This is a genomic window from Aurantivibrio plasticivorans (assembly GCF_055392955.1).
In genome coordinates this window covers 24,103-41,486 of record NZ_AP036020.1, presented here as the reverse complement: position 1 = coordinate 41,486, position 17,384 = coordinate 24,103, and the positions used below count along the sequence as shown (strand labels likewise).

Sequence of the window (17,384 nt, the reverse complement as noted above, 5' to 3'; positions counted from 1 at the left end):
TTATGGACTACTCTTAATCAACATAGCCTTTACGCGCCACGGCTAACCTTACCCTTTAAAGTTACTGGTTTTCATCAGAACCCAATATTTTGACGACCTGCGGTGCATTTTTTTGCTGCTCATGATCATGAATCTGCGCTTGCGCATTGACGATAGGCGTATTCACTCGCGTTTCTAGCTCGGCCTTAGGTCGTCCATTATCATCATCAAACTGTGTCACTTCTTTAAAGTCGCAGCTAACACACTCTCGATGATGGGTATTTTTTATCTTATAGACAACGATGCTATCCATATCGGAGCAGCGCGGGCAGACTGCCCCCGCAATGAAGCGTTTTTTTATCGAAGGTTTTTCGGCTGACATCAATACCGTCCTGTTATTTTGAAATGCCAGTATGGCGTAATAACGGATCGATATCGGGTTCACGTCCGCGAAATTGTGTAAACAACGTCATCGCCTCGTCTGAACCGCCGCGTTGCAAGATGTTTTCTAAAAAGGACGTCGCTGTCTCAGAGTCAAAAATGCCGTTTTCTTCAAACAAAGAAAACGCATCACTGGATAAAACCTCTGCCCATTTGTAACTGTAATAACCTGCTGCATAGCCACCGGCAAAAATATGGGAAAAGCTATTTTGAAATTTGTTGTAGCTGGGAGGCGTCGTCACAGCAACTTGCTCTCGCACCTCGTCTAAGAGCGCTTGCGGGTCACGAGGGTTTTCTGGGTCGTATTCCCAGTGCAAACGAAAATCGAAAAGCGAAAATTCAATTTGTCGCACAGTTTGCATTGCCGATTGATAGTTTTTCGCCTTTAACAACTTGTCCAACAAATCTTTCGGAAGTGGCTCGCCACTTTTATAGTGAGCGGAAATTAATGGGATAACTTCTTCTTCCCAGCACCAGTTTTCTAAAAATTGGCTGGGCAACTCCACCGCATCCCAGGGAACCCCATTTATGCCGCTAACCGCAGGACAATCAATTTGCGTCAGCATATGGTGCAAACCATGGCCAAATTCGTGAAATAACGTCGTTACTTCGTTGTGGGTTAATAGTGATGGCTTTTCTTTAGTTGGCGCCATGAAGTTACAGGTCAAATACGCAATCGGTAATTGAACACCGTCTGCAGTTGCGCGCCTTACACGGCATTCATCCATCCATGCTCCACCGCGCTTGTTTTCGCGCGCATAAATATCGAAATAAAAACCGGCAATCGCTTTCCCATCTCGCAACACGCGATAAAAGTCAGCGTCTGCATGCCAGGTTTCAACCGTCTCATCTTTCTTAAAACTGATGTTGAATAGCCGGCTAGCGACGGTAAACAAACCATCAATCACTTTTGCCGCAGGAAAGTATGGTCGCAACTCTTCTTCAGAAATATTAAAAATCGCTTGGCGTTGCTTTTCAGAATAGTAGGCAACATCCCATGCTTCTAAAATTTCGACATCGTAATGCTCTTTGGCGAACAACGTCAGTTGAGCAAACTCTTGTTTTGCCGCTGGGAGTGCTTTTTCTGCAAGATCAGTTAAAAAGCTCACCACTTCCTCAGGTGTATTGGCCATCTTGGTTGCCAATGACCGTTCAGCATAGTTGTTAAACCCAAGCAGCTGGGCAATTTCGTGACGCAGCCTTAATGTCTCTCGGATCAGTTCATCGTTATTCCACTGTCCAGGACCCTTATCACCGACAGCTAAGCCTTCACTAGATGCTCGCGTGCAATACGCGCGATACATTTCATGCCGCAATTCACGATTGTCAGCATGGGTCATGACGGCCAAATATGATGGAATATCGAGCGTTAATACATAACCATCGATATTTTTCGAGCTGGCAGCCTGCTCAGCCATTGCCAATGCAGTTTCAGGAAGACCCGCTAATTCATCTTCGTCATTTATAACTTTGTACCAGCCTTGTGTTGCATCCAGCACGTTGTTTGAAAACTGTGTAGACAGCTCCGACAAGCGTTGTTTAATTTCCGCATAACGCGCTTTCTTTTCCGCCGGCAAGGCAACGCCTGCCAATTTAAAGTCTCGAAGGCTGTGTTCTATAGTTTTTTGTTGCGCTTGTGACAGTGACTTATATTCTTCGCTGTCCGCTAGCGCTTGATAAGCTTCATAAAGTGCTGGGTTTTGGCTCACTTCTGTAGAGTATTCGGTCAGCAATTGCAAAGCTCGGGTATAACCTTCTCGTAATGCTTCCGAGTTCATCACCGAATTCAAATGTCCGATAGGTGACCAGGCTTGAGAGAGGTGGTCTTCTTGGGCCTCGAAGGGAGCAACCAGACTGGCCCATGTAGGCTGTTTGATGCTGGCCAACAAACTTTCGAGAGACTGTCGATTAGCCTCAACCAGTGCTCTAATAGCTGGCTCTACCTGTTCTGCGGTAATCGATTGGAAAGGTGGTAATTCGTTCGCTTCAACCAAAGGGTTAGTGCTCATTTACTCAATCCTAAACTGGCGATTAATCAATAGGTTAGCTCTGTTTTCAATCCACAGAAACGAGGCTAAAAACAACGCGCAGGAACGCTATGTTACACTCGTTCGCTAGACTTTGCGCCGCGAGATTTCGGGCCCCGCTCCATTCACAATAGACTAGGTACGCAGCATGTCCGCCATTAGACCTTACCAAGGCATCAACCCTCAGATTGGCAAGAACGTCCTTGTCGACGAAGCAGCCGTCATTATCGGCGATGTCCAGATTGGCGACGATTCTTCTATTTGGCCTGGAGCAATTATTCGCGGCGACGTAAACCATATACGTATAGGCGCCCGCACCAGTATTCAAGATGGTTCGGTACTTCATGTCACCCATAAGAATGACACCCTTCCTGACGGTTGGCCTTTGATTATTGGAGACGATGTCACGGTGGGTCACAAGGTTATGCTGCACGGCTGTACCATTGGCGACCGCGTGTTGGTTGGCATGGGAACGATTGTGCTCGATGCCGTTGTTGTGGAAGACGACGTGATGATCGGTGCTGGCAGTCTCATTCCACCGGGAAAAACATTAGAAAGTGGCTATTTATACGTTGGCAGCCCAATAAAGAAAGTGCGTAAGCTCTCAGAGCAAGAAATCGAAAAGTTACAATATTCAGCTGCGCATTACGTGCGGGTGAAAAACACTTATCAGCGCTAATCCATTAGCCCCTTCGCGCTCTATTTGTGAATTGCGAGTACTGCTGCACGCAAAATTAGCCAGCCCATCTACACTCTATAAGAGAGCTCTCTGCCCAGCAGAGCTGCTCATTTTTCTTCAATGTAGTAGGTAGTTGTTTATGTGGCTGCGTCGCTTTTCATTACGCACACGTATAGTCGTGCTCATGGCTCTCATTCTTTCAGCTTTTGCCGCAATCGGTGCGGTATCACTCAGGCAGGTTGAACAAAATATTTTCGAGGAACGGAAACGCTCTATCGCGGCGGTAGTTGATTCTGCCTATTATATCGTCGATGGTTTTTATCGGGATTTTGAAAAGGGTCAGCTTAGCGAGCGGCAAGCACAGCTCGAAGCCATTCGTGTATTGCGCAGTTTGCGTTATGAAACAGACAACTACGTCTGGATCAACGACTTAGCGGGCAACATGGTCATGCACCCCAACAATCGTGAACTTGAAAATAGTAACGTTCTCACAATGGAGGATCCCAACGGTTTACCAGTATTTAAACTGATGATTGATAAAGTCAGAGCATCCGGAGCAGGCTACCTAGAATACATCTGGGACTATCAGGGTCAGCGTGAGCCTGCTGAAAAAATCTCTTTTGTTCGCGGCTTTGAAGCCTGGGGCTGGGTGATCGGCACAGGTGTGTACGTGGTGGACCTTCAATCAACGATTGACACCGCTATATTGACTACCATGCTGGAGTGCATGGTATTCATGCTATTGATCGGTGGCGCAGTGCTAATACTCGTCAGCAGCATTACCTCACCGTTGAGACATATGGTGAATCGCGGCACGCAGATTGTGCGAAACGAGGTGATCGATCTCGACGTCAATTTTAATGAATTGGGTGATGATGAATTGGCCCGCCTGGGTCAAACCTTGAATGAGGTTTTTCGACAAATTCGCGGCACCTTACAGCAAGTTACTAATACGCAAAACATCGTATCGCGCTCCTCATCGACGGTGGCCGACACTGTTGGGCTTACCAAACAATCACTGCACAGTCAGCAGCAAGAAGTGGATAGCCTAAGCAGGGCGGTGCGAGCACTCGGCGGTGCGAGCACTCGGCGGTGCGGTGCAACAGGTGTCGAACGACACTGAAACCGCCGTGGCGCTCTCAGCGGATGCTAACAACGCGGCTCAGGAAGGCAGCCGAGTGGTACAGGATACTGTCAGTGAGATCCAATACCTGCACAGTGCAATGCACACCACTGCTCAATCGATGGATACCTTGGTCAAGGATGTGGAAAGTATTGTCTCGGTGCTAGCGGTGATTAACGGCATTGCCGAGCAAACCAATTTGCTTGCGTTGAATGCTGCAATTGAAGCAGCACGAGCCGGAGAGCAAGGCCGAGGCTTTGCGGTTGTCGCCGACGAGGTCCGCGCATTGGCGCAACGTACGCAGCAGTCGACTCAGGAAATTCAAACGATAATTGAACGCTTACAACACGGCACTGGCGATGCGATGCACAACATGAGCAATAGCTCGGAACGCGCTGATAAAGCCGCGCAATACAGCAATGCTGCGGATCAAGCGTTTCAACTTATCAGCGATATTATTGCGCAGATCGATCACAACACAGCGCAAATTGCGAGCGCAGCCAAGGCGCAACAGAACAATGCGGGCGAGATAGAACACTCCGTTGACACCTTCTGCTCCACCATAGTGCCTGTGCGAGAGTCTATGGACAAAACAGCGGATAGCGCACAAGCGATGGCCGACGCGGTCAAGCAACTAGAAGCGGGAATACGTAAAATTAAGGCAAGCGGTAATTAAATCTCACGACGCATACCCTCGCGCAGCATCTGAATAACCGGAGCAGTTTTAGGACGAACTCGTCGCCACAGATAAAAAGATTCGGCCGCTTGCTCAACGAGCATACCAAGACCGTCAGCTAACGCGACCAGGCCTTGTGATTCTGCCCACTGCAAAAATGCAGTCGGACCACTGCCATAGGCCATATCATAAGCACAGGTTTGGGCTGTCATTTGTGCGGGGTTTAACGGCGGTGCAGCACCCTGCAAACTCATTGATGTGCCGTTGATAATGACATCGAAAACGCCTGGCGGGATACTATTTAAGCCACAGCCGGATACATCCCCCATACCTTCAAACGATTTAGCAAGATCCACCGCTTTACTCGCGGTACGGTTTGCGATCACGATAGATTTAGGTTCTTCGTCTAGAATAGGCCCCAATACACCGCGCACTGCGCCACCAGCACCTAAAATCAATACACGTTGGCTTTTCAAGTGCCAGCGCTGGTTGATAGTGATATCTCGAACGATGCCAATACCATCGGTATTGTCTCCGAGGATAGAACCGTTTTTATCCCGAATCAGCGTATTAACCGCTTTCGCTAGCTTCGCGCGAAGAGACACCTTATCCGCATATTGATAGGCCAGTTCTTTTAAGGGGAGCGTTATGTTCAGCCCCATTCCACCGAGTTCAAAAAAGTCGTCGACTGTTTCTTTAAACTCTTCAGGTGTAACTTCTTGCTTGGTGTACATCATGTCCTGCTCAGTTTGACGAGCAAAGGCGCGATGGACTTCCGGTGATTTGGAATGGACGATAGGTGAACCGAATACTGCGTACAAGTGAGGTCCGAACATTTAATTGGTTAACTCTTTATACCCACTGCCTGTGCGGTAAAAACTTTTCCGTTAATTCCGCTTCCGGGCTACCGGGTTCCGGATGCCAGTTATACCCCCATTTCACCGTTGGAGGCAACGACATTAGAATGGATTCTGTTCGTCCACCACTTTGCAACCCAAATAAAGTGCCACGATCAAAGACCAAATTAAATTCTACATAGCGTCCGCGACGAAATAATTGAAATTCTTTTTGCGCGTCCGTGTAAGGTGTGTTTTTACGTTTTTCAACGATCGGGATATAGGCATCGATATAGCTATTACCGACCGCTTGCAAAAATTCAAAACTTTTTGCAAAACCCAGTTCTGAAAAATCATCGAAAAATAATCCGCCAACACCCCGAGCTTCACTGCGATGTTTTAAGTAAAAGTATTCGTCGCACCACTTTTTAAAACGAGGATAAATATCTTCGCCAAATGGTTCGCACACATTCTTTGCGGTTTGGTGCCACGCGATACAATCCTCTTCTTTACCGTAATAAGGCGTTAAATCGTAGCCACCGCCAAACCACCAAACAGGTTCTTGGCCCTCTTGCTCAGCAATAAAAAAGCGAACGTTAGCATGGCTTGTCGGGATAAATGGGTTGTGGGGGTGGATGACCAAAGAAACCCCCATGGCTTCAAAACTTCGTCCCGCTAGCTCGGGTCGGCTTGCAGTAGCTGAAGGCGGAAGCTGGTCACCGTAAACATGGGAAAAGTTAACGCCACCCTTTTCAATGACAGCGCCGTTATCCATTACTCGTGAACGACCGCCACCACCACCAGGGCGCTCCCAGGCATCCTCTGTAAACTGGCTGCTACCATCCGCACATTCCAGGGCGCTACAAATATTATCCTGCAGGCCCAACAGGTAGGCTTTTACTGCATGTTTATCAACGTCACTCATTATCTACTCGCTGTGGGTACTCAATTAGATTCGCGCCGAAGACGAAGTTACCCGCCAGCGCGAATTAGCGTGCCAGTGATTAAATCACGTATTTCCGATGGTTTCTGCAAGCGCTGCGTTTCTCCGGGTGTAATATCATCCAGCTTGTCACCGAAATAACGCCTTACACTGAGCTCATCAGCCGCGGCGGACAGCCCAGCAGGGTTTGCGGAGGTTGAAACAATCGGGTGGCCAACCCTTTCACAAAGGGCTATAACAAGAGGGTGAGCACTCACTCTTACTGCAATGCTCGGATGTTCACCTGTTACCCACTGCGGGACAAATCCATCATTTGGGATGAGGTAGGTATAGGGTCCAGGCCAGTGAGTATTTAGCGTGGCAAGCTGTGTTTGATTTAAACCTTCGAGCAGCGGCTCAATCTGGCTGAGACCCGAGGCTACAATGATTAGCCCCTTCTCTACTGGGCGGTCTTTTAACGCCAGTAATCGGCGGACAGCTTGCTCGTTATAAGGGTCGCAACCAAGCCCCCAAACGGACTCAGTTGGATAAGCAATAACGCCGCCGCGCTGAATACATGCGGCGGCCTGGGCAATTTGTTGGTTTTTAGACCAATCCATCCGCTTTGAGCTGCTCCTGCAACTTAGCGTCTTTACCCATAACTGCACTAGCGTTAGCCGCACGCTCTTCGATCAAGCGCTGATGCATTTCAGCATCGGCAACACCAATGATTTGCGCCGCTAGGTAAGCCGCGTTTTTAGCGCCGGCTTTGCCAATTGCAACAGTCGCCACAGGAATGCCACCAGGCATTTGCACAGTCGACAGCAAAGCATCTAAACCATCGAGTGTTACATCAATAGGCACACCAATCACAGGCTTTAGGGTGTTAGCAGACACTGCGCCGGCAAGGTGGGCAGCCATCCCTGCAGCACATATAAACGCTGCACAGCCGCGTGCATCAGCATCTTTTACATAGTTGTGGGTGGCTTCTGGCGTGCGGTGAGCAGAGGTCACTTTCGCTTCAAAAGGCACACCTAAAGACTTTAAGGTTTCAAAGGCTGATTTCATTACGCCAAGGTCAGAATCAGAACCCATAAGAATAGCGACAAATGGCTTACTCATATCAATTTTACCTGGGGTTTAAAGGGTTAAATAAGGGGGCTTCGAGACTGTATCTGCGTAAATAAGACAGTGCTCGAAAAGTCGCGCAAGTTACATCAACTGAGCACTTTGCTCAAGTATCACGCCGAATTTTCGACCAGACCACAACGCTGATAGCCGCTGCCGGTATTGGCAACTAATCCTCGCAATTCTAGATTCATCAATACGCTCAATAAGTTACCGGTGTCGAGCTGGGTGCGCTGCACAAGAGTATCGAGGTCTGCTGTTTCAAAGCCTACACTGGTAAATACCAAGGCTTCGTCACCCGACAGGGCTTCCTCAACCGACACGGTTTGCATAGCGCTGCCCTCCGGGGCCATAGCCTCCTTCCATTGCCACTGGAGCATTCCTGCCAGTGCTTGGCGCATGTCGTCCGCGCACTCAACCAAGGTGGCGCCATCTTTTAAGAGCGCATGACACCCTCTGCTAACTGGATTATGTATAGAGCCTGGGATGGCAAACACTTCCCGCCCTTGCTCCATGGCATAACGCGCAGTAATCAATGACCCACTTTTCAATGCCGCTTCCACCACCAACACCCCCATACTCAAGGCGCTAATGATTCGATTACGGCGGGGAAAGTGACTCGCTTGCGGACCGGTGCCAAAGGGGTACTCAGTCACAAGACAGCCACCACCGTCGAGAATCTGTTCGGCTAGGCCTTTATGTCGGTGGGGGTAAACCCTATCGATACCGGTCCCCATGACCGCGATAGTTTTGGCTTTTGCAGCCAACGCGCCTCTGTGTGCGGCGCCATCTACACCGAGCGCCAAGCCGCTAGTGACCACCAACCCTGAAGCACCTAATTCTCGCGCGAATTGAAACGCATTATCTTGGCCTACCGGCGATGGCGAGCGACTTCCAACCATCGCAATTTGCGGCAAATGCAACACGGAAGCATCGCCTTTAACATACAACAAAGGCGGCACCGCACTAATTTCACGTAATAATGCGGGGTAGTCGTCGCTGGACGAAAGAAGAACGGTAATGCCTGATTCGCCCGCACGTTCACGATCCTCGACAACAGCTTGCCATAATGGATGACGGCATTCTTTCGCCAAGAGATCGCGGAGATGTGAATAGATTGCCTCGGGCAGCTGAGCCAACTCATCATCCGGTGCGGAAAACGAGGCACTTGCAGAACCAAAGTGATCACACAGCTGCCAATAACGCTGCGGGCCGATGCCGGGTATACGAAGCAGTAATTGAGTTGCAAATAGATCGTCACTGGCGGGCGTCAAACGCCCACCATGCAATGTACCACTGTCCATGTGAGTACCTGGTGTTGTGTAAGGGAGAAATAAATATGCCCCAGCTAATTAGCTGAGGCAATAGGAACAGAAAGAAGGATTAGGGCTTACGGATAATATCCGAGGTAGAGATTGGCTTTTCCGCCTCAAGAACAATACCAAAGCTTAGCTTTTCAAAGGTACGGAATACCATCAAAGTGCCGGCTTCTTCTTCGGGCAAGCGTACAAACTTGTTGGTGATACGGTCACGAGTTTCTGCCGCTCGTTTAAACACCGTAAACACATTACCGACCGCAACGCCTTCTCGCTCGCCACGGTTAATGACAACGACGTCTAACTTGCCAACCTGAGTCACACCACCTTCAACGGCGAGAATTTTACCGACAATGTCATCGTTGGGGGCAGAAGGGAAAAAGCTCGAGTTGATAGAGCGCTCTTCTTCACTTAACAAGCGATCGGTGATTCGAATTTCTTCATTGGTGCTGACAACACTGGCAGTTGCGATATCGTTTTCCAGCGCTTTGAGTCGCACATTACCAATGTGCAGGGCCTGTACACCGAGTACCTCGTTAGTGTCCGGGTCTACAAACACATCGCCGCGGCGATAAATGCCGTAAGCGGCGATGTCTTCGGGGAATTCACCGCGTGCATATAACGTATCTCCAGCGCCAACCACCAAACGATTGCTACCGCCTGCCAATACATAGGGCGCGCCTTCAAGCTCAGCCCCACTCACGACGCGACTTTTTGAAAGGAAAGTATCAATCGCATCTAGAGGGATGGTTGGAATGGCTTCTGACAAAGGAATGACACGTACCGATGGCTCAAGCTTCACCGCAGTTGGGTCTACCTTAAACGTACGAGCGCTATCGCCGCGCTCGACGGTTAAACGAGGACGTCCATCGAGATAAATTAAGGTAATGAGATCCCCAGGATAAATGAGGTGGGGGTTGCTTATCTGTGGGTTTACATGCCAAATTTCTGGCCACATCCAAGGATTTTGGAGGAAACGTTGCGAGATATCCCAAAGCGTATCGCCTTTGACTACCGTATAGCGATCAGGGTGATCATCGCGGAGGATGGCTTCTTGTGCCCAGCTAGAAACACTCATCACAATCAAAGTGATAAAGCCGATTAGATGTCTTTTCATAGAAACCAGTCCTGTTCAATTCAGCTATTGCGCCATTTGGCGTTATAATGGGCGAAGCTGACTTAGGGTTCCGTGATTGCGTAGCGCAATTAATTAATACATAGCGTATTTATTTGTAGGTCCGGGTTGGGATTAGCCCCACCCCCATCGCAGCTTTCTTAGAAAGACTAGCTACAAGATTATGGCCCAAACCCAAGGTCTAAAATAGCATAAATTCAGTGCGATCATAATGTTAGCAACGAATGTTATGTATTTACTAGAGGTTAATCACAAAGGGTTTTATTTCCTTACCAGCGGCAATTGATCATGGCAAAGCTCGATATATTAGAATTTCCCGACCCTAGGCTGCGCACAGTCGCTCAACCTGTCGAGACGGTCGATGACCGTATCTGTCAGTTAGTTGAGGATATGTTCGAGACTATGTATGACGCCCCAGGCATCGGTTTAGCGGCAACTCAGGTCAATGTTCATGAGCGTGTCATTGTCATTGATATCACTGAAGATAAAACCCAGCCGTTAGTATTCATTAACCCCGAGATATCCGTTTTAGATGACGAAAAGTCAGACTACCCAGAAGGCTGCCTGTCCGTTCCCGGCTATTCCGAAGACGTCACACGCCCGGCGCACATTCGGGTTAAAGCGCTCAACCAGCACGGCGAGAGCTTTGAAATCACACCGGACGGTCTGCTCGCGGTGTGCATCCAACACGAAATTGATCACCTCGACGGTAAGCTATTTGTCGATTATCTATCGCCATTAAAGCGCAACCGCATTCGCAGCAAGCTCGAAAAAGAACAGCGCTTACGAGCCTAGTGCAGGTAAGCGCCTCATCTTTTTTCACCATCTAACTACATAATAGAGGGCTAATCAGGCCATATGCAGGATATTTCACCCTTGCGCGTGATTTTTGCGGGTACCCCTGACTTTGCCGCACAACACCTCGCGGCACTAATTGACGGCCCACACCAGATTATCGCGGTCTACACCCAGCCAGATCGTCCAGCAGGCAGGGGTAAAAAACTGAAACCCAGCCCCGTTAAACAGCTAGCGGTAGAACACGACCTACCCGTTTACCAGCCACTCAACTTAAAGCAGCAAGAAACACAAGAACAGCTGGCGGCGCTCAACGCCGATATCATGATCGTTGTCGCCTACGGGCTGATCCTGCCGCAAGTCGTCCTAGATACCCCTCGCCTCGGCTGCATTAATGTACATGCATCACTATTGCCTCGCTGGCGCGGCGCGGCGCCCATTCAACGAGCGATAGAAGCGGGTGATACCGAAACAGGCGTGACCATTATGCAAATGGACGCGGGCCTAGACACTGGCGACATGTTGAAAAAAATTGCCTGCCCTATCCAAAACGACGACACGAGCACCAGCTTATTTAACACCTTGGCCGCGCTCGGTAGTGATTCAATCAACAATGTCCTTGACGAGCTAGCCGCCGGAAAATTAATACCCGAGCCGCAAGATAACGCGCAAGCTAACTACGCCGAAAAAATTTCCAAAGCAGAGGCGGATATAAACTGGCAGCTAACGGCCGAAGACATTGCGAGAAAAGTTCGCGCATTTAATCCCTTTCCTATTGCGTTTACCCACTCCAACAACGAGCGAATAAAAATCCATAAAGCCACCGCGCTGGAAACTTCCAACACAAAGGCACCAGGTACCATCCTTGAGATCACCCCAAAAGGCTTGTTAGTCAGCTGCAGTGAAAACGCACTATTGCTCGAAGAAATTCAACTCCCAGGAAAGAAAGCCATGACGCCCCACGCAATTTTATTGGGGAATCAATCGCGCTTTAACGTCGGTGATCAATTCACTTGCGAGAATCCAGCATAATTTATGGATGTTCGCGCACAAGCCGCTTTAGTGATTGGCAAACTTTTACAACAAGATGGCTCTCTAGCCACGTTGTTGCCTGGTGCACAAATACAAGTCGCCGACAACGATTCGGCATTGTTGCAAGAACTTTGCTACGGCACGGCACGCTGGTATCCCAAGCTACAATGTTATCTCGATGAACTTCTAGAAAAACCTTTACGCAATAAAGATAGCGACATTCACGGGTTATTACTCGTCGGTTTATATCAGTTAGTTTTCTTACGCACCCCCACTCATGCAGTACTCGACAATACCGTTACGGCGACCAAACCATTAAAAAAAACCTGGGCTAAAAACCTAGTTAACGGCGTATTACGGGAATTTTTGCGGCAACAATCCGAACTCGACCAGGTATTAACCAAGCGCCCTGCGTTTACTACCGCACATCCCAACTGGCTGAACAAACGCATCCAACAAGCCTGGCCCGACCACAGTGCGGCGATTCTCGCCGCCAACAATGCTCATCCTCCTTTCACGTTGAGAGTTAACCAACGCAGAGTATCGAGAGAGGATTATCTCAATTGCCTGAGCCGCGCTGGTATCGAAGCGACAAAAACACTCCACAGTCGCGATGGCGTCACGTTAGAAAAAGCCTGTAGCGTTGCTCAATTACCGGGTTTTCAACAAGGCGACATCAGCGTGCAAGACGAATCGCCACAATTAACGGCCGACCTTATGCAGCTAGCCCCAGGCCAACGCGTCTTAGATGCTTGCGCTGCACCGGGAGGAAAAACCGCACACCTGCTTGAAACGCAACCCGAGATCGCACTCACGGCGTTAGATATTAGCGAACGGCGCCTACAGAGAGTCACTGAAAATGTGCAGCGCATCGGCATGGAAAAACTCGCCACGCTTGTCTGCGGTGATGCATCACAACCCAGTACGTGGTGGGATGGCAAACCATTTGATCGACTATTGCTTGATGCGCCCTGCTCAGCCACCGGCATTATTCGCCGTCAACCCGACATCAAAATGCTACGCACACCAGCGCAAATAGAACAACTTTGCGAGACACAGGCATCACTGATGGACAACCTCTGGCCACTGCTCGCGCCTGGCGGTTTGCTGCTCTACGCCACATGCTCCATACTGCCCTCAGAAAACAGCGAACAAGTGCAGCGCTTTTTGAATACGCATCCCGATGCTGTACATCGGCCAATTGACGCCGCATGGGGATTAGATCAGACCGTAGGCAGACAATTACTCCCACAAATGAACGGCCATGACGGCTTCTATTACGCTACAATTAGCAAACAGAAATAATCAAACGCGCAGATTACGGGGTTAAGCTATCCCCGCAGCACATCTATCGTTAAAATCGCACACCTTGTTGCCAGTGGCACCATAAGGACTTTATAAACGCGATGAAAATTATCATTCTTGGTGCCGGTCAGGTAGGGGGCACCTTGGCTCAAAACCTCGCCAGCGAAGCGAATGACATCACCATAGTCGATGCCAACGAAAATAAATTACGTGACCTACGTGATCGCCTCGATATCGGCGTGGTGGTAGGTGTTGCCTCGTACCCAGAAATTTTGATTCAAGCCGGTATTCGCGATGCGGATATGCTCATCGCCGTCACCAATGACGACGAAACCAATATGATCGCCTGCCAGGTTGCATACAGCTTGTACCGCACACCGACCAAGATCGCACGCATTCGATCTCACGCGTATCTTTCTCATAGCGACCTATTTCGAAACGACGCAATTCCCATCGACGTGTTAATCAGCCCCGAACAATTGGTGTCTGATTATATCTATCGTCTAATCGAGCACCCTGGCGCACTTCAAGTGTTGGATTTTGCGCAAGGTGAGGTGCAACTGGTTGCGGTGAAAGCTTATTACGGTGGCCCACTAGTAGGACAAGAGCTGCGCTTTTTACGCCAGCACATGCCTTCTATCGATACACGTGTTGCAGCGATCTTTCGGCGCGATCGACCCATCACGCCACTTGGCTCCACGATTATCGAAGCCGATGACGAAGTCTTTTTTATCGCAGCGAAATCCAATATTCGTGCCGTCATGAGTGAATTGCGGCGATTAGAATCCTCATACCGACGCATCACCATTGCCGGTGGCGGCAACATCGGTTTGCGTTTAGCGCGCAAGTTAGAAAACCAATATTCTGTCCGCGTATTAGAGCGTAACCCTGAACGTTGCCAACAATTATCGGAACAGTTGACCCGCGCTATCGTTTTGCAAGGCAGCGCATCTGATCAGGAATTGTTGCTCGAAGAAAACATTGAAGATACCGATGTATTTCTCGCACTCACCAATGACGACGAAGCCAACATAATGTCATCCATGCTTGCTAAACAATTGGGTGCACGTAAAGTGATGACGCTAATCAATAACGCGGCTTATGTTGACTTAGTTCAAGGCGGCGAAATTGATATCGCCATTTCACCGCAACTGACTACAACCAGTGCCCTGCTGACCCACGTTCGTCGCGGCGATATGGTAAATGTGCATTCTTTACGCCGCGGTGCAGCAGAGGCCATCGAAGTTATCGCACACGGCGATGAAAAATCTTCACGCGTAGTGGGCAAAGCCATCGAAGATATTGATTTGCCCGCGGGTGCCAATATAGGAGCCATTGTGCGAGAAACTAATGGCACCTCGGAAGTGATTATTGCGCACGATGACGTTGTCGTGGAAACCGGTGATCATGTGATTTTATTTTTAGTCGACAAAAAATATACGCGGGATATCGAAAAGCTATTCCAAGTTGGCTTTAGCTTTTTTTAATCGGGCCGCACACTCATGCATCCAGCGATTATTTCACGCGTTCTCGGTATGTTATTGGTGCTATACAGTATTGCACTACTCCCCCCTACGCTCGTCTCTCTGGTTTACAAAGATAATGCGCATTTAGCTTTTTTATCCACCATGGGCATTACGTTAAGTGCAGGGATTGTGCTTTGGTTGATAGCGAAGGGGAAAAAGCAGGATCTACGCACACGTGATGGCTTTGTTGTTACCGCCCTTTTCTGGTCGGTTCTAGGGCTATTCGGCTCGCTACCCTTTATGTTATCCAGCGCACCCGGTTTAAGTTTTACCGACGCATTGTTTGAATCACTTTCCGGCTTAACCACCACAGGCGCAACCGTCATAACCGGTCTCGACGCGCTACCAGAATCGATTTTATTGTATCGTCAATTGCTGCAGTGGTTAGGTGGTATCGGAATTATTGTTATCGCCATGGCTATTTTACCCATGCTCGGGATTGGCGGCATGCAACTGTATCGCGCCGAGACCCCTGGGCCAGTAAAAGACACAAAACTCACGCCGCGCATTACCGAAACAGCAAAAGCACTTATTTTAGTTTATGTCGGCTTAACCGTCGTATGTGGAGTCAGCTATTGGTATGCCGGTATGACGGCGTTCGATGCTATTTGCCATGCATTTTCAACCGTCGCTATCGGCGGCTTTTCAACACATGATGCGAGTATCGGTTATTTTGATAGCGCCGCAATTATGTTGATATGCATTGTCTTCATGTTTTTGTCCGGCATTAACTTTGCGCTGCACTTCTTTGCCTGGCATACACGCAGCCTTAAACAATACTTCCTCGACCCAGAATTTAAATTTTACGCGACGTGTATTTTGCTTGGTATTGTGGTCACAGTGAGCTATCTCGCTTACACCGGTGTTTACAATAAACAAGATGCCATATTACTAGGCACGTTCGAGCTGGTATCGATTGTCACAACCACAGGGTTCGGTGCCGCAGACTTTAGTGCATGGCCAGCGTTTTTGCCCTTTATGCTGTTTATCGGCGCGTTTATGGGTGGTTGTGCGAACTCTACCGGTGGCGGCATGAAAGCAATTCGCGTACTGCTGGTTTGCAAACAAGGTATTCGCGAAATACATCGGCTGATTCACCCCAATGCGGTTATCCCTATCAAGATTGGTAATCAAACAGTATCTGATCGCGTCGTCGATGCTGTGTGGGGTTTCTTCGCCGCGTATGTGTTTGTGTTTATCGCAATGTTTCTTTTACTGCTCGCTAGCGGCCTCGATTTTCTAACATCCTTCTCAGCGGTCGCAGCGTGCATCAACAACCTTGGCCCCGGTTTGGGCGAGGTCGCATTTCACTACGGCGACATTCCCGGCCAAGCAAAATGGATTTTGTGCTTCGCAATGCTGCTTGGACGGCTCGAAGTTTTCACTTTGTTAGTGCTGTTTTCTCCAATGTTTTGGAGACGATAACCCTCTACCCGCTGGGTGCTACCGACATCCTAGGCCCATTAATAATTTTTAACCTAGCAAAACCTTGGTTGAGTAGTCAGCAATGCTATGATGGCCAGCCTTAATAAAAGTCACCATAGCTGAGAGAACAATAAAATGAAGAGATTAGTTGCCTCAATAAGTCTCGCTGCCGCCACATTGATTGGCGCTTTGCAAGTCAGCGCAGCGCCTTTGACTGCGATGGATTATATCGAGATAGAACAGTTATACGCCCAATACAATCATGCGATCGATTCTGGAGATGCGAAGGGATACGCCTATACATTTGTTGAAGACGGCACCTTTAATAATTTCAAAGGTCATCAACAACTTATTGATTTCGTCACTCGCTATACCGAAAAAATGAACGGAGCAAAACGCCGCCACTGGAATACCAATCTACGTATCACCGGTGACAGCGACGGAGTGGAAGCTTCTGTGTATTTAATGATGTTGGATTTATCCACGGAAACAACCGCGATCTCTACCTCTGCCAAGTACAACGATACCTTGGTCAAAACCGCAGACGGCTGGCGCTTTAAAACGCGAAAAACCACCTCTGACCGCCCTCGTTAATAGGAAGTGGTAATCTTCCCATTGCTATTGCACTATAGCTTGGGGCAGCGGATGGAATACGTTTTCTAAGTTGCTAAGATTCTCTAACCAATTAACCTCTCAGATCCGCGGTTGCGGATGGAATACGTTTTCTAAGTTGCTAAGATTGCACGCGAAAGCGTGCCTTGGAGTTCTGTGTTGCGGATGGAATACGTTTTCTAAGTTGCTAAGATACAAATCAGAAATACCAGTTTTAATTTCGTGTTGCGGATGGAATACGTTTTCTAAGTTGCTAAGATCTACCCCGTAAACTCCCGCCTTACCGCTCTGTTGCGGATGGAATACGTTTTCTAAGTTGCTAAGATCCATCTAGTAGGGTGCGAATACGGCGACTGGTTGCGGATGGAATACGTTTTCTAAGTTGCTAAGATACAACGGTTGAATTCAGATTTACCACTGCGTTGCG

Annotated in this window: 17 protein-coding genes and 1 CRISPR repeat array (1 of these 18 running past the window's edge); of the genes, 9 read left to right on the top strand and 8 right to left on the bottom strand. The window is 48.8% G+C overall.

From position 1 onward, the window contains the following. Positions 1–61: 61 nt before the first annotated feature. Positions 62–361: a YheV family putative zinc ribbon protein gene (locus tag ACZ5NB_RS00175; RefSeq protein ID WP_460230744.1), complete on the bottom strand. Its 300-nt coding sequence runs from the start codon at positions 359–361 to the stop codon at positions 62–64. Positions 362–374: 13 nt separating this feature from the next. Next, positions 375–2,429, bottom strand: coding sequence for an oligopeptidase A (gene prlC, locus ACZ5NB_RS00170; protein ID WP_460230743.1), 2,055 nt, complete (start codon positions 2,427–2,429; stop codon positions 375–377). A 166-nt stretch (positions 2,430–2,595) separates the two neighbouring features. On the opposite strand from prlC, the gene ACZ5NB_RS00165 reads away from it, so the two are divergent. From ACZ5NB_RS00165 to ACZ5NB_RS00155, 3 genes are all read left to right on the top strand, one after another. After that, complete coding sequence (locus tag ACZ5NB_RS00165; RefSeq protein ID WP_460230742.1) at positions 2,596–3,126, top strand: gamma carbonic anhydrase family protein; 531 nt, start codon at positions 2,596–2,598, stop codon at positions 3,124–3,126. Positions 3,127–3,265: 139 nt separating this feature from the next. After that, a complete protein-coding gene (locus ACZ5NB_RS00160) occupies positions 3,266–4,249 on the top strand; it encodes a cache domain-containing protein (protein ID WP_464107786.1) in 984 nt (327 codons plus the stop codon). Further along, entirely contained in the window at positions 4,233–4,925 is a 693-nt protein-coding gene (locus tag ACZ5NB_RS00155; protein ID WP_464107785.1) for a methyl-accepting chemotaxis protein, read from the top strand. Before ACZ5NB_RS00160 ends, ACZ5NB_RS00155 begins: the two co-directional genes overlap by 17 nt. Here ACZ5NB_RS00155 and aroE read toward each other — a convergent pair. From aroE to ACZ5NB_RS00125, 6 genes are all read right to left on the bottom strand, one after another. Next, positions 4,922–5,761, bottom strand: coding sequence for a shikimate dehydrogenase (gene aroE, locus ACZ5NB_RS00150; protein WP_460230740.1), 840 nt, complete (start codon positions 5,759–5,761; stop codon positions 4,922–4,924). The genes ACZ5NB_RS00155 and aroE overlap by 4 nt on opposite strands. Before the next feature lie 16 nt (positions 5,762–5,777). Beyond that, a complete protein-coding gene (gene hemF, locus ACZ5NB_RS00145) occupies positions 5,778–6,686 on the bottom strand; it encodes an oxygen-dependent coproporphyrinogen oxidase (RefSeq protein ID WP_460230739.1) in 909 nt (302 codons plus the stop codon). Between the two features lie 47 nt (positions 6,687–6,733). After that, positions 6,734–7,303: an L-threonylcarbamoyladenylate synthase type 1 TsaC gene (tsaC, locus tag ACZ5NB_RS00140; protein WP_460230738.1), complete on the bottom strand. Its 570-nt coding sequence runs from the start codon at positions 7,301–7,303 to the stop codon at positions 6,734–6,736. Further along, on the bottom strand, positions 7,290–7,805 hold the full coding sequence (gene purE, locus ACZ5NB_RS00135) for a 5-(carboxyamino)imidazole ribonucleotide mutase (RefSeq protein WP_460230736.1): 516 nt from the start codon (positions 7,803–7,805) through the stop codon (positions 7,290–7,292). The genes tsaC and purE overlap by 14 nt, the downstream gene beginning before the upstream one ends. A 119-nt stretch (positions 7,806–7,924) precedes the next feature. After that, positions 7,925–9,115 (bottom strand): DNA-processing protein DprA, encoded by a 1,191-nt coding sequence (dprA, locus tag ACZ5NB_RS00130; protein WP_460230735.1) that lies wholly within the window; start codon positions 9,113–9,115, stop codon positions 7,925–7,927. Positions 9,116–9,194: 79 nt separating this feature from the next. Then, entirely contained in the window at positions 9,195–10,244 is a 1,050-nt protein-coding gene (locus ACZ5NB_RS00125) for a LysM peptidoglycan-binding domain-containing protein (RefSeq protein ID WP_460230734.1), read from the bottom strand. Positions 10,245–10,550: 306 nt separating this feature from the next. On the opposite strand from ACZ5NB_RS00125, the gene def reads away from it, so the two are divergent. The 6 genes from def (at position 10,551) to ACZ5NB_RS00095 (ending at position 16,939) form a co-directional block, all read left to right on the top strand. Next, positions 10,551–11,057, top strand: a complete 507-nt coding sequence (gene def, locus ACZ5NB_RS00120; RefSeq protein ID WP_460230733.1) for a peptide deformylase — start codon at positions 10,551–10,553, stop codon at positions 11,055–11,057. A 63-nt stretch (positions 11,058–11,120) separates the two neighbouring features. After that, complete coding sequence (gene fmt, locus ACZ5NB_RS00115) at positions 11,121–12,089, top strand: methionyl-tRNA formyltransferase (protein WP_460230731.1); 969 nt, start codon at positions 11,121–11,123, stop codon at positions 12,087–12,089. A 3-nt stretch (positions 12,090–12,092) separates the two neighbouring features. Continuing rightward, positions 12,093–13,394 carry a 16S rRNA (cytosine(967)-C(5))-methyltransferase RsmB gene (gene rsmB, locus ACZ5NB_RS00110; protein WP_460230730.1) on the top strand — a complete coding sequence of 434 codons (1,302 nt, stop codon included), beginning with the start codon at positions 12,093–12,095 and terminating at the stop codon, positions 13,392–13,394. 101 nt (positions 13,395–13,495) lie between these two features. Next, positions 13,496–14,881 (top strand): Trk system potassium transporter TrkA, encoded by a 1,386-nt coding sequence (gene trkA / locus ACZ5NB_RS00105; protein WP_460230729.1) that lies wholly within the window; start codon positions 13,496–13,498, stop codon positions 14,879–14,881. 15 nt (positions 14,882–14,896) lie between these two features. Then, positions 14,897–16,345, top strand: a complete 1,449-nt coding sequence (locus ACZ5NB_RS00100) for a TrkH family potassium uptake protein (RefSeq protein WP_460230727.1) — start codon at positions 14,897–14,899, stop codon at positions 16,343–16,345. A gap of 135 nt (positions 16,346–16,480) precedes the next feature. Then, positions 16,481–16,939 (top strand): nuclear transport factor 2 family protein, encoded by a 459-nt coding sequence (locus ACZ5NB_RS00095; protein ID WP_460230725.1) that lies wholly within the window; start codon positions 16,481–16,483, stop codon positions 16,937–16,939. A gap of 44 nt (positions 16,940–16,983) precedes the next feature. Next, a CRISPR array of direct repeats spans positions 16,984–17,384; the repeat unit is 36 nt; unit sequence GTTGCGGATGGAATACGTTTTCTAAGTTGCTAAGAT; it runs 492 nt beyond the window's last position.

Excerpts from the sequence above, each read along its gene's own strand:
- ACZ5NB_RS00175 (WP_460230744.1), bottom strand. The coding sequence starts at position 361 with ATGTCAGCCGAAAAACCTTCGATAAAAAAACGCTTCATTGCGGGGGCA.
- prlC (WP_460230743.1), bottom strand. The coding sequence starts at position 2,429 with ATGAGCACTAACCCTTTGGTTGAAGCGAACGAATTACCACCTTTCCAA.
- ACZ5NB_RS00165 (WP_460230742.1), top strand. The coding sequence starts at position 2,596 with ATGTCCGCCATTAGACCTTACCAAGGCATCAACCCTCAGATTGGCAAG.
- ACZ5NB_RS00160 (WP_464107786.1), top strand. The coding sequence starts at position 3,266 with ATGTGGCTGCGTCGCTTTTCATTACGCACACGTATAGTCGTGCTCATG.
- aroE (WP_460230740.1), bottom strand. The coding sequence starts at position 5,761 with ATGTTCGGACCTCACTTGTACGCAGTATTCGGTTCACCTATCGTCCAT.
- hemF (WP_460230739.1), bottom strand. The coding sequence starts at position 6,686 with ATGAGTGACGTTGATAAACATGCAGTAAAAGCCTACCTGTTGGGCCTG.
- tsaC (WP_460230738.1), bottom strand. The coding sequence starts at position 7,303 with ATGGATTGGTCTAAAAACCAACAAATTGCCCAGGCCGCCGCATGTATT.
- purE (WP_460230736.1), bottom strand. The coding sequence starts at position 7,805 with ATGAGTAAGCCATTTGTCGCTATTCTTATGGGTTCTGATTCTGACCTT.
- dprA (WP_460230735.1), bottom strand. The coding sequence starts at position 9,115 with ATGGACAGTGGTACATTGCATGGTGGGCGTTTGACGCCCGCCAGTGAC.
- ACZ5NB_RS00125 (WP_460230734.1), bottom strand. The coding sequence starts at position 10,244 with ATGAAAAGACATCTAATCGGCTTTATCACTTTGATTGTGATGAGTGTT.
- def (WP_460230733.1), top strand. The coding sequence starts at position 10,551 with ATGGCAAAGCTCGATATATTAGAATTTCCCGACCCTAGGCTGCGCACA.
- fmt (WP_460230731.1), top strand. The coding sequence starts at position 11,121 with ATGCAGGATATTTCACCCTTGCGCGTGATTTTTGCGGGTACCCCTGAC.
- rsmB (WP_460230730.1), top strand. The coding sequence starts at position 12,093 with ATGGATGTTCGCGCACAAGCCGCTTTAGTGATTGGCAAACTTTTACAA.
- trkA (WP_460230729.1), top strand. The coding sequence starts at position 13,496 with ATGAAAATTATCATTCTTGGTGCCGGTCAGGTAGGGGGCACCTTGGCT.
- ACZ5NB_RS00100 (WP_460230727.1), top strand. The coding sequence starts at position 14,897 with ATGCATCCAGCGATTATTTCACGCGTTCTCGGTATGTTATTGGTGCTA.
- ACZ5NB_RS00095 (WP_460230725.1), top strand. The coding sequence starts at position 16,481 with ATGAAGAGATTAGTTGCCTCAATAAGTCTCGCTGCCGCCACATTGATT.